The organism is Thiopseudomonas sp. SA1F2-1K (genome assembly GCF_057443035.1).
Map to the genome: position 1 here is coordinate 1,346,893 of NZ_CM172014.1, position 17,542 is coordinate 1,364,434.

General features: G+C 42.5%; 11 protein-coding genes and 3 pseudogenes. 13 read left to right on the forward strand and 1 reads right to left on the reverse strand.

The genetic code is table 11. From position 1 onward, the window contains the following. The first annotated feature begins 6 nt into the window (after positions 1–6). From AC2T15_RS06505 to AC2T15_RS06530, 6 genes are all read left to right on the forward strand, one after another. Positions 7–1,173: a DUF4268 domain-containing protein gene (locus tag AC2T15_RS06505; protein WP_486777808.1), complete on the forward strand. Its 1,167-nt coding sequence runs from the start codon at positions 7–9 to the stop codon at positions 1,171–1,173. Between the two features lie 321 nt (positions 1,174–1,494). Beyond that, a complete protein-coding gene (locus AC2T15_RS06510; RefSeq protein ID WP_286594476.1) occupies positions 1,495–2,499 on the forward strand; it encodes an Abi family protein in 1,005 nt (334 codons plus the stop codon). 122 nt (positions 2,500–2,621) lie between these two features. Then, positions 2,622–5,657 (forward strand): type I restriction endonuclease subunit R, encoded by a 3,036-nt coding sequence (locus tag AC2T15_RS06515; RefSeq protein ID WP_486777809.1) that lies wholly within the window; start codon positions 2,622–2,624, stop codon positions 5,655–5,657. A gap of 332 nt (positions 5,658–5,989) precedes the next feature. Then, a complete protein-coding gene (locus AC2T15_RS06520) occupies positions 5,990–6,541 on the forward strand; it encodes a hypothetical protein (RefSeq protein ID WP_286594480.1) in 552 nt (183 codons plus the stop codon). Between the two features lie 14 nt (positions 6,542–6,555). Next, positions 6,556–9,096, forward strand: a complete 2,541-nt coding sequence (locus tag AC2T15_RS06525) for a hypothetical protein (protein ID WP_486777810.1) — start codon at positions 6,556–6,558, stop codon at positions 9,094–9,096. Then, positions 9,089–12,169 (forward strand): tyrosine-type recombinase/integrase, encoded by a 3,081-nt coding sequence (locus AC2T15_RS06530; protein ID WP_486777811.1) that lies wholly within the window; start codon positions 9,089–9,091, stop codon positions 12,167–12,169. The genes AC2T15_RS06525 and AC2T15_RS06530 overlap by 8 nt, the downstream gene beginning before the upstream one ends. A 225-nt stretch (positions 12,170–12,394) precedes the next feature. Here AC2T15_RS06530 and AC2T15_RS06535 read toward each other — a convergent pair. Then, a pseudogene (locus AC2T15_RS06535) lies at positions 12,395–12,577 on the reverse strand (phage integrase N-terminal SAM-like domain-containing protein); the annotation flags it as partial. 459 nt (positions 12,578–13,036) lie between these two features. Here AC2T15_RS06535 and AC2T15_RS06540 point away from each other — a divergent pair. The 7 genes and pseudogenes from AC2T15_RS06540 to AC2T15_RS06570 all read left to right on the forward strand — a co-directional run bounded on the left by AC2T15_RS06540 (position 13,037) and on the right by AC2T15_RS06570 (position 17,165). Then, on the forward strand, positions 13,037–14,134 hold the full coding sequence (locus AC2T15_RS06540; protein WP_486777812.1) for a hypothetical protein: 1,098 nt from the start codon (positions 13,037–13,039) through the stop codon (positions 14,132–14,134). Between the two features lie 163 nt (positions 14,135–14,297). Beyond that, positions 14,298–14,669, forward strand: a pseudogene (locus AC2T15_RS06545) (IS3 family transposase); the annotation flags it as partial. 71 nt (positions 14,670–14,740) lie between these two features. Next, positions 14,741–14,842 (forward strand): hypothetical protein, encoded by a 102-nt coding sequence (locus tag AC2T15_RS06550; RefSeq protein ID WP_486779028.1) that lies wholly within the window; start codon positions 14,741–14,743, stop codon positions 14,840–14,842. A gap of 55 nt (positions 14,843–14,897) precedes the next feature. Then, positions 14,898–15,461 carry a hypothetical protein gene (locus AC2T15_RS06555; RefSeq protein WP_486777813.1) on the forward strand — a complete coding sequence of 188 codons (564 nt, stop codon included), beginning with the start codon at positions 14,898–14,900 and terminating at the stop codon, positions 15,459–15,461. 61 nt (positions 15,462–15,522) lie between these two features. Continuing rightward, positions 15,523–16,461 (forward strand): AbiTii domain-containing protein, encoded by a 939-nt coding sequence (locus AC2T15_RS06560; protein ID WP_486777814.1) that lies wholly within the window; start codon positions 15,523–15,525, stop codon positions 16,459–16,461. Positions 16,462–16,731: 270 nt separating this feature from the next. Continuing rightward, positions 16,732–16,830: pseudogene (locus tag AC2T15_RS06565) on the forward strand (transposase); the annotation flags it as partial. A gap of 11 nt (positions 16,831–16,841) precedes the next feature. Next, positions 16,842–17,165, forward strand: coding sequence for a hypothetical protein (locus AC2T15_RS06570; protein WP_486777815.1), 324 nt, complete (start codon positions 16,842–16,844; stop codon positions 17,163–17,165). Positions 17,166–17,542 lie beyond the last annotated feature (377 nt).

Here is a 17,542-nt window from a genome sequence, read left to right on the forward strand (position 1 = left end):
AGCGCTATGTTCACCATTAATCGTCAAGACAACCGCATCAAACCGGTGAAGGCCAAAAGCTTTAATGAACTGGGATTTTCTGAGCGTAAGCACTTGCAAGAATGGCTGGCGCATCAGCCCAATGCTTTGGGTGCTGAAGAGCTACTGATTATTCAAAAAGAGTTTGCAGGTTTTGACGAAACTCGTGAACGCCTTGATCTGCTGGCGCTGGATAAAGACGGTAATTTAGTCATTATTGAAAACAAACTGGATGACAGTGGCCGTGATGTAGTGTGGCAAGCAGTCAAATACGCCTCCTATTGTGCCAGCCTCAGCAAAGCGCAAATTGTTGATATCTACCAACAATATCTCGATCAGTATGAACCTGTTACCGCTGAGACTGATTCGCCGGCTACGCCCACTAATGCCGCAAGTCGCATCTGTGATTTTTTAAATGCGCCCGACTTAGATGAAGTAAAGCTTAACCTTGGTAACAGCCAGCGTTTAATTTTGGTCGCGGCTAATTTTCGTAAAGAAGTCACCAGCACCGCCCTCTGGCTGCTCGGCCAAGGTATTAACATTCAATGTTTTAAAGTCACGCCCTATGCGTTGGGTGAGCAACTGCTGATTAATATCGACCAGATTATCCCCACGCCAGAAGTGAAAGAACTGATGATCGGCATCAGCGCCAAAGAAGCCGAAGAAAAAAGCACCGAAGTGGTGCTGAAAAATCGACACAACGTGCGCCGTGAATACTGGGAACAAGCGCTCGAAGTATTTCAAAAGAGCCCTTGCAAGCTGTACAACAATATAAGCCCTAGCAAGGATCACTGGCTTTCTGCTGGCTCGGGTGTAAGCGGCTGCCCTTATAACCTGATTTTTTTGCAAAAAGAAATTAGAGTAGAGCTATCGATTAGCCGCAGCCACACTGAAGAGAACAAGTTCATCTTTGACTTTTTGTATCAGCTAAAACAAGAGATAGAGCAACGTTTTGGTCAGCCACTTCACTGGATGCGTTTAAATGACAAGAAAATGTCCCGCGTGCAGTTTGGCGCAGAGGCTGATGGCTATAATCAAGAAACTTGGCCACAGTCTATCGCGTGGCATATTGAACATATGAGTAAGCTGAATGCAGCTTTTAAAGAGCCACTGCAAAAAGCATCAGAAGCATTGAAGCAAACGAAATTTGAGTAAGGAACACTTGAATAATGGGCAGACAAGCTAAATTTAAACTGCAGGTCACTCAGCAACAGCATTCTTTATTAGGCGCTGCGAGTGACGTTGTCTGCTCAGCCTACAGCACCTGGCACTTAATACTTAGAGCGTCTGCTCGTAGGAAAAACGCTGTGATGGCTTTACAAGCTGCGCTGACTGGTTTTATACTCGGCCATAATACACCCGCCATGCCTATGACTTGTTCGCAAGTTAAGCACAAATCGAGCGGGTTTTTTATTTCTAGGCTGCAGAAAAAATCTGCACCTCAGTACAACGCCCCTCGTACTGGAGGCTGGCGTGATGCGTAAATTTACTAAGCCCGTTATTGATATAGAGCAGCAAGTTGCGGTACTAAAGCAGCGTGGCTTGAGTATTCAAAACGAAGAAAAAGCTAAGTTGTTTTTGCAATCAGTAAGCTTTTTTCGTTTAAGCGCCTATATGCGCCCCTACCAAATCAATCACGACCCAGAACATCGCTTTAAACCAGCGGCAACCTTTAAACAGATCACACAAACCTACGAGTTTGATCGCAAGCTCAGGCTGTTAGTGATGGCAGCTATTGAGCGTGTTGAGGTGTCTGTACGCGCAGTGATGAGTAACTATTTAGGTCCTAAATATAACAATGCGCACTGGTATTTAGACCGTCAGCTGTTCAAACAACACTATGCCTATTACCGCCTCTTGCAGACCATTGACCGCAAACAATCCGATGCACTGCAAAGCTACCAAAAAGAATCACAACGCATTGATAAAGCCCGCGATAAATCAACGCAGAATAAAGAGACTTTAAAAGCACGACGCGCCAAAGAAAGTTACGCCCGTCACTACCCTCTGACTTATTCAGAGCCTGACCTAATGCCCGGCTGGGCGATGCTGGAAGAGCTTACCCTGGGTGATCTATCGCACCTCTATGCGGGCTTGGCTAAAGATGCTGATAAAAAAGCAATTGCACGAACACTTAATTTGTCCATGCCGTTATTGGAATCTTGGCTTAAAACATTAACCACAATTCGTAATATCTGCGCGCATCACAGCCGTTTATGGAATAGAGAGTTGGGCATCAAGCCTGAGTTACCTAAGAACAGCTCAGTCAAGTGGCCTGATTACCAACAGCACGCACATGACAATACGCGAGTAGCCGTTATAGTGAGCATATTGCAGCATTTTATGCTGCAAATTAGCCCGCATGATGCTTGGAAAAACGATTTAATCTCGCTGTTAAACACCTACACTGAAATCGATCAAGCTATGATGGGCTTTCCAGCAGACTGGCAGCAAGATCCTTTTTGGAATGTAGCCATTTAACGAGCATTTGATTGAGCACACTGCCTTTTAATTAATTTCATTTAAAATCAAAGGTTTGTTTTTACTTCATTTAATTTCGACTGTGTTATTAAGTCAGTTACAGCAAAAGGATAGGAAGATTTATGGTTAGTAAAACCAACGAGCAGGCATTAGAAGCTGCGATTGAGCGCGCTTTAACGGGAACTTGCATCGAAGACATTAACGGCAACCTCGCTGATGCTACAACCACTTCTTATAGCAATGCCCACCTTGGTTATGTTGCAGGCTTCTCTTCTGACTTCAATAAACACTACGCAATTGATGAGCGCTATTTCTGGCAGTTTCTTGAGCGTACACAGCAGCCTGAGCTGGATAAGCTTAAAAAGCATAACCCTGTGGACTGGCAGCGCAAGCTACTGGAACGCTATGATCGTTTGATTAAAAAATATGGAATTTTGCATCTACTGAAAAAAGGTTTAAGTGTAGACGATGCACACTTTAACTTGATGTATCCAGCCCCTTTGGTCAGTAGCAGTGAGGCAGTGGCCAAGAACTTCACCGACAATATTTTTAGTTGCACACGCCAGCTCTGTTACTCACAGGCAAACCCGTTGCAAGAAATCGATATGGTGTTATTTATCAATGGCATTCCATTGATCACCATGGAGTTAAAAAACGCTTGGACCGGGCAAAATGCAAAATATCACGGCCAAAAACAATACCGTGAAGACCGTGATACTGAACAACCACTGCTGAATTTTGCACGTTGCTTAGTGCATATGGCGGTGGATACGGATGAAGTCTATATGACCACTAAACTGGCAGGAAAAAGCACTGTTTTCCTGCCTTTTAATAAAGGCCATAACCACGGAAAAGGTAATCCACCCAGCAGCACCGGCCATAAAACCGCTTATTTATGGCAAGAAATTTTCACCAAAGAGAGCCTCGCAAACATTATCCAGCACTTTGTGCGCTTGGATGGCAACAGTAAAGTGCCGTTCCACAAAAAAACACTGTTTTTTCCGCGTTATCATCAGCTTGATGTAGTGCGTAAGCTGGTCAATCATGCGGCAAATCAAGGTGTAGGCCACACCTATTTGATTCAGCATTCTGCAGGCTCAGGCAAATCAAACTCCATTACTTGGGCGGCTTATCAGCTGATTGAAACTTATCCAGCGACAGAAGCTGTTGCAGGTAGATACAGCATGGAGCAGCCCCTGTTTGATTCGGTCATTGTAGTCACTGATCGACGCTTGCTGGACAAGCAACTACGCGACAATATCAAAGAATTTTCCGAAGTTAAAAATATTGTTGCGCCTGCGCTAACCTCAGCTGAGTTAAAGACGGCACTGGAAACAGGCAAGAAAATCATCATTACCACCATCCAAAAATTCCCTTTTATTATCGATGGTATTAGTGATCTGAGTGATAAGCGCTTTGCGGTAATTATTGACGAGGCACACAGCTCACAGTCTGGCTCTGCCCATGACAATATGAACCGTGCGATGGGCAAGGCTGATGTAGAAGAAGTTGAAGATGCGCAAGATAAAATTCTACAAGCTATGCAATCGCGCAAGATGCGCGGTAACGCTTCGTACCTAGCCTTTACAGCAACGCCTAAAAACAGCACCTTAGAAAAATTTGGCGACCAACAACCCGATGGCAGCTTTAAGCCATTTCATCTGTACTCAATGAAGCAAGCAATTGAAGAAGGCTTTATTCTAGATGTGCTGGCCAACTACACCACCTACAAAAGCTATTATGAAATCAAAAAATCGATAGCAGAAAACCCTGAGTTTGAAACTAAAAAAGCACAAAAAAAGCTTCGCGCCTATGTCGAGCACAGTCAGCACACCATAGATACTAAAGCTGAGATTATGCTTGAACACTTTGTTACTAATGTGGTTAATGCCAAGAAGTTGAAAGGCAAAGCTAAGGGCATGGTGGTTACGCAAAATATAGAAACAGCCATACGCTATTACAAAGCCATTAATCGCAAGCTAAAGGAACAAGGTAATCCTTTTAAGATTCTAATCGCCTTTTCCGGAAAGAAAGAAGTCGACGGCATCGAGTACACAGAAGCGGATATCAATGGTTTTAATGAGACAAAGACTGCTGAAAGCTTTGATACTGATGACTACCGTTTACTGGTCGTAGCCAACAAATACCTGACCGGTTTTGACCAACCAAAGCTGTGTACCATGTACGTTGATAAGAAGCTAGCTGGCGTGCTGTGTGTACAAGCCCTATCGCGTTTAAACCGTAGCGCTGCAAGCCTCGGTAAAAAGACAGAAGATTTATTTGTATTGGATTTTTTCAATAGCGTTGAAGATATCCAAGCCGCTTTTGATCCATTTTATACTGCAACGTCTTTATCTAAAGCGACGGATATCAACGTGCTACATGAGCTTAAAGATGCGTTAGATGATGTAGGCGTATACGAGTGGCACGAGGTTGAACAGTTCGTCACGGATTATTTCAACGGTGAAGATGCAGAGGTCTTAAGCCCGGTCATTGATACGGCTGCTGCACGTTTTGAGCATGAACTAGAGCTTGAGCACGAAGACAAAGTCGATTTTAAAGTTAAGGCTAAACAGTTTGTAAAAATTTACGGGCAAATGGCATCCATCATGCCGTATGAGATTTTGGCGTGGGAAAAGTTATTTTGGTTCTTAAAGTTTCTTGTACCTAAGCTTGTAGTGAACGATTCGGAATCTGATGCGATTGATTCTCTGCTTGAATCCGTGGATCTAAGTTCATATGGCTTACAACGAGTGAAGCTCAATCATGCAATTAGCTTGAGCAGTAATGAAACAGAACTTGATCCTCAAAACCCCAACCCCCGTGGTGCTTATGGCGATGAGAAAGAAAAAAACCCGCTTGATGAAATCATTACTACGTTTAACGAACGCTGGTTCCAAGGCTGGAGTGCTACGCCTGAAGAACAACGGGTAAAGCTGATCAATATCTCTGAAAGCATCAAGCAGCATCCAGATTTTGAAACTAAATACGCCAAGAATCCTGACCCTCATAGCAAGGAACTAGCTTTTGAAAAAATATTTAAAGAAATCATGCTACAGCGCAGAAAAGATGAGCTCGAACTGTATAAGCTTTTTGCCAATGATGGCGCGTTTAACTTGTCTATAGTGCAAACCATGCAGCGGATGGTAGAGCTGTAAGAATGAAATACGTTGGTTAGATTATAGGAAGACTCTGAATAATTATTTGTATGGACAAGACGCAGCTAAACATTAGCTCTGACTGTCTCACTAAAATTATTCAGAGTTCCATAACCCTAAACTATGGTTATTTGTAGTGCCCGCAGAGCGCATCATTTTTAGAGCAAGCCATCTCTTTTAAAACTTAAGCGACTTATTTTCTATTTTTTTCGAAAAAATGCTTAAGTGACTTTTTCCGTCACTTATCGATACCAGACCTTCGCTCACCCTGCCATAAAATCCCTCTAACGTCATAAAAACCAGATTCTGGTGCTTTATATTTAGAGGGTGATATGTATAAAAAAATATCAATGGACTCAGTGCATCAGCCAACCACAGGGCTACTAGCCGAGGTCTACCGAGTTTTATCATTTATCCAATTTAATGCCGAGTCTCAGCGGCAAATACTCGACCAGATTCAGCAGGACAACACAACTGAATCGCTGGGTCTTCCTCTTATTGAGGTTATTCAACTGCGTCAAGAAAGCTATTTGCTCTGCGGCAGCTTTCGCCATTATCAATTGTTGCGAGCATCAGGTGAAAAAGCCTTACACGTCAATATTTTACCTGCTGAGGAGCACCCTAATAGTCATGCTGTGCGAGCATTTCGTCAGGGTATCAGCACTATTCTAATGTATGACTGCAGCAAAAAAACTCCAAACCTGCAATTGTGCGAACTGAACAAATATCTGAAAAGCCATGCTAGTCCAGAACTACTACAGGTAATTGGTAACGATGCATTTTTAAAAAGTGCATTGCGAATCAGTGCGCGGGACTTGAGAACTCTGCTCAAAAATGAAAGCCCTTTGGAGTTGAGGGTCAAGCAGTTACAAGCTAACACCTGATTACTGGAGGTAGCATGACAGAATGTAAATTTTCTATAGATAAACTAGATTTTTTTACTGAGTGGTTTTCTATCGATAAATCGTCTTTTACCCAGCTATGCATCTGGATTCAGGCTCCTAGAAACCTACAGCAATTTATTGCAGTGACAGAGAATCTGGATGCACTACTAAGTGTCAACCTACGACAAGAATTAGCTATAGAGCTTGGATTAGATAAGCTGCCTATAGAAGCATGGCGAGCACTACTGCAACAGCTAAAACCAAAGTTATCTAATGTCCCTCCTGAGCTCATAGATATCAAGCCAAACAAACAAACTCGACCTGCAGGGATGATTGGTAATTACCCTATTTATGCGACGCTTACGGCTGCTGAGGTTGATTATCCAACAGAAGAAATCGAAAAAATAAAAGTGATTCATTTAATAGGAATGAGCGCTGCAATTGCCTACCAACAAATGCATGCTGCCGGCGTTATTAAAGAGTTAAGCAGTGGTGTTGAGGCTGGTTTACGTGAAATACGTGACCTAGAAAAAATAGCTAAAAGACCAACAGTTCCGCTACCTGACTTACGTGATGTAATTTCATTGACTGAGGTTCAGGCAGAATTAGAGGAGTGGATTGAATGGCATTCCATTACCACCCGATGGGGTGCCGGATTACGACTGCTAATAGAGTCTGTCGCTGAGCAGCGATCGCGAGCATCACGCCATTACCGCATGAGAATTAGCACTCAAATCCAGCGCAGTGGTCAGCAAATCAGTGTGCAGGAACTTGACGGCACAGATGCTACTAACAAGCAGCAGCCCAGTTTCGAGCCAACTATGCGTGTGCCAGATACTCGCAGTAAAAAACTGCTGCAACAGCAGGGTTTACACCCTGCTGAGATGACAACACTTACAAGCGTTATCGTCACAGACCCAACAGCACCTCGCAGTGTTCAATCGGATGAGCAATTAATACGACACCGTAATCGTCGGCGGGTACAAGCATCAATTGTGCAATCAGCACAATCTTTACCTAACAGAGTGGAGATGCCGAGCCCCTATGAGGTTCAGGCGCTATTACATTGCCTAGCCAATGATTTTATTAAGAACAAAATGGAAGATCTTAATACCCCTCAATACGATGAGCTTAAGGTAATCATTCTATTGAGGCTTTATACAGGCCGTAAATTAGATTCACTACGTAAGTTGCTGATTTTCCAGAGCAAAGCTGATTACGATGCCGCTCAACGAACATTTTTTGCGGTACTCATAGAGGAAAGTTGTTTAGCACTCCCAGTAAAATCGACAGCTAACCTCCACTCATTAGGTGCTGTTGGCAGCATTTTGCTGGCAGATGAGCCTTTTTACCATAACGATATTCAACTGCAGGACGTTCTCGATTTCAGATTACCGCCAGTTGCTACTCAGGCAGTAATTGGCCTAGCGAAACGCAAGCTTCAGTGCGCTACCAGCCGAAAACGAGTTCCGTTGTTTGAGTGCGCTGATGAGCACGAACAATGGATTCGTGAATTGCTAAAAAAACTCAACCAAACCTACGCGACTCGATGGACAGAACATCGTCTCAGTCTTGTTATGCGTATGGCAATTGAGCAATGCACACAGGATCCAGCGCTAGTTCAACTTATAACTGAGCAGGAATATAGTCACTCTATTGTTGCTAACTATTATCAACGCACCTCAATTACATTTATTAGCGGGGTCATCAAGGCAGCTCATAAACTCATTCAGCAGTGGGTAAGAACAGGGAGTATTATTCCACCAGCTTTTAGTGAAAATACTCGAGCATTGCAGAATAAAAAAAGTATTGGCAGCAGCCTAGCCCTACCCACTAACTTCGTAGCCCAACTGTGTGAGCACTTAAAACACCATGCCAGACTTAACTCCCGCCTTTTTACGGGGGATGAGCGATTACGTCACGCGCATAACTCACTGGTTGCTTACATCACTGTGTGGTTAGGCTTTATTTCAGGATACCGCGCAGTCTTAGATCCCATTAGCGATCCAAGACACATCGACCTTGAAACTGGGCTGATGGTTATCAGCGATAAAGACAATTCGTTGTTTCAGCATTCACGCATCATTCCACTCACCGCGCGGTTTGTTGAGCAGGTCGATCGATATGTTGAACATCTGATTCAATTAGCGATGAGCCTGCCGCATAAGCAGAGCATACAACAAGAAATTTACCAGCTATGTCACCGTTATCAGGGTGCTGATACTTCAACCCATGAATTATCTATTCCGTTTTTATTTTTTCTGACTGACACACTGCAGGCCAGAGCCGTTTCACCCAAAAACCTGCAGGAGCACTTTCCATTTGAAATCAGAGCAAATGCAAATCGGCACTACTTGCGCAGCATGCTAGTCGAGCTTGGAGCTCCTGGCGAAATGGTTGCATATTTTATGGGGCATTGGGAACACGGTGAGGAGCCACACCAAAAATTATCCAGCATCAGCCCAATAGACATAGCTATTCAGCTAGCGCCTTATCTCAATACCATTGAGAAACAGATTGGCTGGACGATACAGGGAGGATTGGTGCATGTATGAAGTTAAATACTGGTTGGGCTGGCCTTTTATAAAAACTCAGGCTGGTGTTTTAGGTTCTAACCGTCGACGTAGGCAACAAACTGAAAACCAGTTGAATCAGCAAAAAAAGCTATTGCAGTTATTGGATACCGGTGCTCCAGGTTGTGCGCTAGGTGTAGAAAATATTCAAATTTCTAATCTAGCTATAGATGAGGTCAACGCATGGATTGATGAGCAGGATAGCGCTAATCGAGCAACGGTCCACCTACGTCGGTTTTTGCGAGCTGGATTAGCTAAAGGTGCTCAGGAGCTAGGCTGGCAAGTAGAACTACCACCGACTGAGATGACTATTATCAGTGAGAAAAACTCCATTACTCCTGATGGATTTATTCAGCTAGCTCAATTGCGTAATCAAATCAAAGCGTTTGAAGAAAGATTAGTAAACCAGCCTAATAATCCAAGCGTTAGTCTGACCTATGGGCAGCTACTATTTAGCGCAACAGTTTTCGGCGGTCTGGCAGACTCGAAAGCAATGCTGCAACTTCCATATGCTAAAGAGAAAATTCGTCACTATAAGGACTATGTTTGGATTGATCTATTTACAGATGACTACCCTAAGCATATTCACGCAGATCGTGGTTTACGCAGATGGTTTCCTGACCCTGTATCGCTCATTTTACTGACTCGACTGCCTGAGTTACCACAAGGGTATGAGGATAAAAGCAAATTAAGGCGTTGGCTGAATCAAGCATTAGCTCAGTTTATTTACTCATTATCGGGTGATGTTCTGGATAGGACAACATATAAAGAGCAACAAGCCCTAATAAGACACTGGCGCGCTACTGTCAGTGTCTACCACCACACAGTTTTACCACCATACTTAGTACGGCACTGTACTGGTGAAAGCAGTTCAACTGCGTGGCCAGAGTCAGTGTGGTTGCGGGTATTGAAGCAGCAGGCTTTGCTCCTATCACCTGCTGATAAAAGTTATGGGCTGACCATAGATGAACCTGAGCCAACAATTTCTCAAGTGGCATTAACCATTAACGATAATAAAAAGAACCTGATTTTTACAGGTGTGCGTACTGCTTTATATAAAAGCAGCCAAACGACAGAACCAAGTTTAAAAACCTTGCTAGAACGCCTCGGCAAGTTAAAAGCAGAAGCCGTGCAGGCGAGCCCATTACTGTACTGTCTGATTGACTGGGTCAAAAAACGACTTAGAAAAACAGAAATTAGACGTAGTACTGCATACCAACAATTAACCAGCCTTGGGAAAACTCTTCTTAGCACTTTTGATGAGGCAGAATTGTTATCGCTGACAGCTGAAGATTTTCAGGCTGGCTACGAAACTATATTAGAAAGCACACCATCAGCAATTACGCGACAAAATAAAGCAGACTTATTACGCAGGTTTCATGTCCACGCTAGCAATTTACTACAGTTGGCTCCGATAAAGCTCAGTTATGCAGATGAAGTCTTTTTTGCATTACCGGACGCCAATACCTTCACAGAAACTGAATACCAACTACTGTATCAGTTTTTAAAGGCACAAAAAGACACATCCCCCATTACACACGCGCAATTGATTGTACTGATTTTAGGTTATCGGTGTGGATTGCGCATTAGTGAAATTCGTCATCTGCAGCTAGATGATCTGCAGTACCCAGGGATGCTCGAGATATTACCTACAGAGCGTTTAGAACAGCTCGGGCGATATGCCGCTACTTTATTAATTCGCGGTGATCAGTTTAACAAACTGAAAAGTAAGAACAGTCGGCGACAGTTGCCATTAAACATACTTATGAGCAGTAAGGAGCGAGTTGAATTATTGAACTATCATCAAGCCCAGCGCGTTAAAGTTGGCAAAAGAAAGGTGCAAGGGAAATTTATTTTCTCTGAGGATAATGGCAAGACACCGATGGATTTCACTGAGTTGCAACGTAACCTACACGAACAGATGCGGCAGTTAACCGGTGATCCAGACCTGCGTTTTCATCACCTGCGCCATAGTTTTGCCAGCCATGCTTTACAGGCGAGTCATAACTTAACTGAGCCATTACAACTGCCAGCGCATTGGCAAGGCCATATGCTGCAGGGTACCAGCAGAAAGCATTTACACCAGATTTCCAACTATGTTGGCCACTCCAGTGGCAATGTGACACTGCAGCACTACACGCATAATCTCGACTGTATTGTGCGTGATCTGCTGTGGCCACATAGTTTTGATCATAGAAAAACTGGATTTGGTGAAAAGCAACGATATAGAGGCTCTCTGGATGTCGCGCTCTGTGTGCAAAGTTTGCTAGGTATCAGCGCTGATAACTTACGGCAACATAATCGAAAATACGGTGGAAAGATTTTAGGCTGGCTGCCGCAGAGACTTAAACTACAGCCTGCGATTGATCCTAAACAATGGCGACCTTACAGTGAAACTTTAGCAAAGTTAGTAGCTGGTACATCTAATAAATCCAGAGACTTACGTGACTTTAGTTTCGAGAACTGGTGCGATTTTCTTCAGCGTTGGAGTCAGTCACATAGTGGTGATGAGCTGATTGAGATGTATAAACTAGACGATACAAACACACGCGCTCAGGTCACACTGCTTTCAGGTTTACTGAAGGCACGGACTCGATTTAACAATTCGCGACTCAAACAGCCCCGTAAAATATTCAACACCCAGGTCACAACCTCAAGCCATTATTTTATTATTCGACCACCTCGATATAAGCTCGAGCGTGATATTGCTGCTCAAACCTACAAAAATAGTTTGCGCCTGCTGCAATCTGCTCAGAACGGAGAGTTGGCTAAAACAGCACTAAAGTATTTTTATGACAATTACCGACACTGGGATAAGAGCGTCATTTGCCGGCATGACCCAGGCAATCTGCCTAAACTACAAGTTCTGGAGCATTTCCTCAGGAAGGTGCTGCCTAACGATAAGGTCCATGTTTGGCAGGAACGTAATCCAGCGGTTCACAGATATCCGATGATTGGGAAACTGCAGATAGTTACAGTCGACAAGCAGAAACCAAGAGATGGCGCGGTATTTGGACTGTTGTTAGCTTATTTTAGAGCGGTGCTGGGAACTTAGTAAAATGTGACGTAAGGAGCTTCAAAGCTAAGTGCCACCCGTTAGCTTAAAGGCAACACTTAACAGCAATTAGCGACTTTTAAGGTATCGCTAAATTATCCGTCTCATAGCTGTAAGCGTGATCCACAGATATGATTACAGTCTCCAGATGCTAGCTAAATAGATTACTTCATCTCATCAGTCTCAGTAACATAGTGCGGAGCAATCTTCCAAGCTATTTTATTTTCAGAAATTGCAAAAACTCAGCCACATTACCCAGAGATTGCTATAAAGATTTATTATATAAAAAACCAGAGCATTTAAGACAACTTTTTGTGTATTTTTAGCTACGTGCTTGCCATTCACTAGGTTGGATAAAACTTGCCTAACCTCTTCACTTTTCATCGTCTGCGGATGACACTTCTGATGAAATAAATAAAACGTTTAATCCAGTGCAGATAGGTTTTCCAGTTTTAAGCGCGTAACCTTTTTGACGCCTGAATTCAGGACGCATATCCATGCGTATCGTGTTTAGAAATGGTCTGTTAGACATAAGACGCTTCCAGTCTTGATACTGTTTTTACAGTTTGTTTTAGCTTAGTTTATGAAGGATGCATGATTTAGCACTGAGAGATGCTTATTTTTAACCTGCCATTAATTATAAGTGCATAGGAATCGGTGAGTTATACCCTGCGCAGGAAAGATAGTACGCAGACCACTAGTTAAATAGCAGGAATGCCTGAATTACTGCCAAAGGGCTCATTGTTTTTGTTAGTAAAAGCTTTAGTATTAAAGGTTGTATATTGATTTATGGCATGCAGACTCTGGTGACAAAACTAGCATGCATGCTAATAAGCTGTTAAGCATCTAATTTGAATTTGAGAATCCATGAATATTTCTAAGCATCCATTAAAACCTGATAAAACAATTCATAAGATACTTATTTCAACTACTAGCAGGATGGTTGGTGAGTTTGTAAGTGATGATATTTTGATTTCTCATGCTTGGCAGAACTTCACAAATTCATCTGCTGCAATCAGGATGGAGGAAAATCCGGTATCTAGGTCAGGTTTTATTATTGCCTTTAGAACTGAGCCACATAGAAAAGAAGTTGGAGGTGTAGTTCCTGATTACTCTCCTGTTGGAGAGATTGTGTGTTCATACTTATCAGTATTATTTGGAAAACGGTTTGACTATCATGGATTGGTAGAAGGCAGCGGTTTTTTCAATACCCCTAATCTTTCTGCATATAGCAGCATATGTGATCCAAGGCTACCGTTTAATACGCACAAACAAAGAAGCTGCTTCAGGATCCCATTAAATATTTCTAACTTTTCTCCTTTATCGAGAATTTTTACAAGCTCAGATATTGATACTTCATTCCAGACAAAATTAAATGCTGCGTGTAAATTCTATATGCAAGCACTCCAGACTGTAGAGTATGAGCCTGAAGTTGCATATCTACACTTAATTACATCAGGAGAAATACTTGCAGCATTTTTTAAATATGAAAAGGAAGATATATTAGACCAGCAGATATTGGGCGCTCTAAATACTATTGAGAATGGCCTTGAGGATGGAAGGAAGATATCTAGGCTGCTCTCGAGTCGACTATTAGGAATAAAGAGCCGATTTGTAAAGGCTCTCTGCTCGTTAGTTGATCAGCGGTTTTTTGAGTCTAGGGAATCCGATGTGGAGTTTGGTTTCTTTAAGGCTGATCTAATTGAGCGAAGTATCGGTGCAGCGTACGATTTACGTAGCAAGTACGTTCATACTGGAGTCCCTTTTGGAGGCTGGATTCAGCCTAACAAACATCACTCTGATCTCCAGTTTGGTCGCCCTGTAGTTGATGATAGGGAATTTTCAAAAATACTAGAAAAAGCCCCAACGTTTTTAGGCTTAGAACGTTTCATTCGATATTGTCTGTTAAATTTCATTGCATCAAATGGTTTTCCAGAAATCATGGAATATCGAGACAATGCTTAACAAGCGCAATCACTCTGAACAGTTCTCCGCTGCGCTTAAAATTGTCCGGTGTTACGAGCGTTAGGCAATATTTAGTAGGAAGCATTGATGTCAAATAATTTACCAGTATTGCTACAAGATCCTTCACAAGGTAACTTTCCAGCTACAGTGGACTAAGCCTGATATCACAGCGCCTAATACGCTCGACCGTGCTTTTAATGTGTTTACACCGAATCAGTGGTGGGTCAGCGATATCACCTACATTCACACCCAGGAAGGCTTCTTGTTCTTAGCGGTAGTCATGGACTTGTTCGCACGCAGCATTGTTGGCTGGTCGATGTCTGAGCGGATGACTGATACTCTGGTTCAAGATGCTTTAATGGCTGCTTACTGGCGTCGTAAACCAGAAGGCACTGTGCGACTGCATTCGGATCAAGGCTCTCAATACAGCAGCCGTGATTTTAGGACATTGCTCAGCTCACTTAATATGGAAGCCAGCATGAGCCGCAGAGACAATTGTTGGGATAATGCCGTTGCTGAAAGCTTCTTTGGCAACCTTAAAAATAAAAAATACACCGCCATAAGTACAAAACACGGGAAGAGGCAAAGCTGGCTATATTTCATTACATCGAAATGTTTTACAATCCAAAACGCAGGCACACGCACAATCAGTGGGTGTCACCAATGAACTATGAAAAGCAGTATTTTATGAATCAAAAAAGTGTCTGAGAAAGTCAGGCCTTATCAATAAACAGAAATACATGAGCGAAAAATGTGTGTAATTTTGCAAAAAATTTTAAAAAAATTCCTCGCTTTCGGAGCGCTAGTTGGAGCGGTCTTAGGCTGTATTCAGCTATATGAGCATATTTCAAAGGATAAACCCATTGACTACTCCAAACCATACATACCACTTGTCTATGTAGAGGTTAACGAATTCAGAGAGTTTCTTTCGAAAAATGCTGGAAAAAAAGTGGAGTTCAACACACAAATAAGTTTTGATGCAGTCCTCCCTGAAAGCCATTTGATACACGATGTCTGCAGTTATGATGCTTTTTTCGATGCCGTTAATAACGAACCAAATAAGATATCTAGCATTGGAATAGGGATTATGGATTTTAGAAAACCATTTTTCTCCATCAAAGAAGAAAACTACTTAGATGATCGAGTTAAAAGTTATGAATACATATCATGCTTGGATACGATCAGAATATCTATGAAAGACCCTGGGCGACTTAGATTTAGCTATGGTGGAACAGGTACAATATCTCTACCATTTACAGGTCTTTTCACGATAGAAGCCAGAGCTTTTAGTGGCCCTCGTGTTGAATACACTCTCAGAGAACTGTGAGTATGGCATACTCTAACAAGTCAAAGCACGCGGACGTGGTAAAGCATCAAAAGGAGAGATCGTGATAGACCAGAGTAGATCAGAACATATTCTTGAATTGGCTAAAGAGCTTTTGGATGACATTGAGCTAAGTCGCACAAGTGCTGAGAGCTTAATTTTGAAAGCATCAAGATTAGCTAGATGGGTTGGCTCTGAAGAAGTCCGCTATTGGCTGAAGCTCGAAATGGGAGGCTATAACGGCTCGAATGAAATATCCATAAAGTATATGGGAATCACCGGTCGTTGGTTAAATAAAGAAAAACAAACAGGGTACTGGGGGCCACTTGCTCAACAAGAAGCCGCAATAGAAGCTGAGAAAGCAAAACTCGCTGCACTTCGCACTCCCGACTCAAGTGGTGAATGGGCCAGTGTAGCAATTGCCAGTGTAATTAACGCAATGACTCAGGCAAGCAATAACATTTCTAGGTTGAGCGGAATTAGAACCAGAGTGTTGGCGCAACTACACACATTTGTTAGTGAAATATATTACGAAAAGCAGTTTGACAGCTTGTCTGAATCTATCTTCGAAAGATATAAAAGCGACGTGGATAGCCTAATCGCAGAATCGTGTGGGGACGTTCTTGAGCAAATTCCATCTGTAATGAGCCGTCTATCAGAAGGCGATCAAGAGGCAATAAGTCAATCACTTACAACTTGTCGCAGAGTTATAGAATCTTTCGCAGATAGTATTTTTCCTCCATCAGAAGAAGCTATTGAAATTGGCGGTAATCAACTGTCATTGGCAGCTAATCGCCACCAAAACAGGATTAATGCCTATATTCACCAACGGATCGACAGTAATACAAGGAAAAAGAGATTTCGCCAAAATTTGGCCAACCTTTATGACCGAGTATCTACTGGCGTCCACAATGAGGTTACTGTAGAGGAAGCAAGAGCCTTATTTTTAAACACGTATCTGCTCATAGGTGAAATCTTGCACCTTCCGAGCAATGACGCTTAACAAGGCCAAGGTGCTCAAGCAAGGATGCGCTTACTGCTTAGCGTTAAATACCTTGAGGAGGCTCGGTGGATTTCTTAAACAATAGAAAGATGGCCATTGCATTGTGGTTGTTGGCTATCGCTAGCCTTATCTTCTCGTCCAGCAAGATGAGCATGATAAGGTCTGACTAACCTCGATACTTTTTATGGTAAAAAGATGAACAACCATAAGGGGTTAAATATGAGCAAAGATTATCGTTATTCAAATGAGTTTAAATAAAAAGCTGTCAACCAAGTGACCGTCCATGGTTATGCTATTGTAGACGTTGCTACGCGCTTAGGCATCAGTAATAAGACGCTGTACAACTGGATTAAGATCTTTCCAAGCTGATTAAAAAGCGATTGGAAGAGAATGATTTACGGACGGAGATCGTCCGTTTAAAGCGCGAACTGAAACGTGTTGAGCAAGAGCTCAATATCTTAAAGGAGGCCTCCTTGCTCTTTGCAGCACAAGTCAAAGAACTGTACGCGTTCATAAAACCTCGTCGCCACCGTTATCCTGTGCGCGTGCTATGCATAATAATGCGTGTTCATCACAGCAGCTATTACGCTTGGGTAAAATGCCAGCGAGCAAGCATTGAAAAAATTATCAGTGCTTATTGCTTTTGGTTAAACATTATTGAATGTCAAGCCATGGACATTATGGCTATGCGTTTTTTTATATAAGGCTTGAGGTTAGTCAGGTTTTATCGTTTTGTGTTTTCGAACTTCGTTACAAAGACTCTAATGCCACTGGCTATTAAGCAAGTCATAGTCAGAAAATCAGGAAGTTGTAAAGCTTGAGAAACAGGCGAAAGTCACAAATTGTGACTGATAAAAAGGCCAGAAAGTGAAAAACTTGTGAAAAACATTCACTACTTTTGATGATTTGAAAATTACTAGCAAAAGACTAAATTCTCCCCTAGCCTTTTATTCACGAGAGATGTAGAGCTATGTTCATTAAAGAAATGTACGATGGCTACGGACTCACAACAGAATTACCGATGTCATACTTACGACGGAGGTCTTTGATCGGCATGCTAGCTTCAGCTTCTTTAAAAATT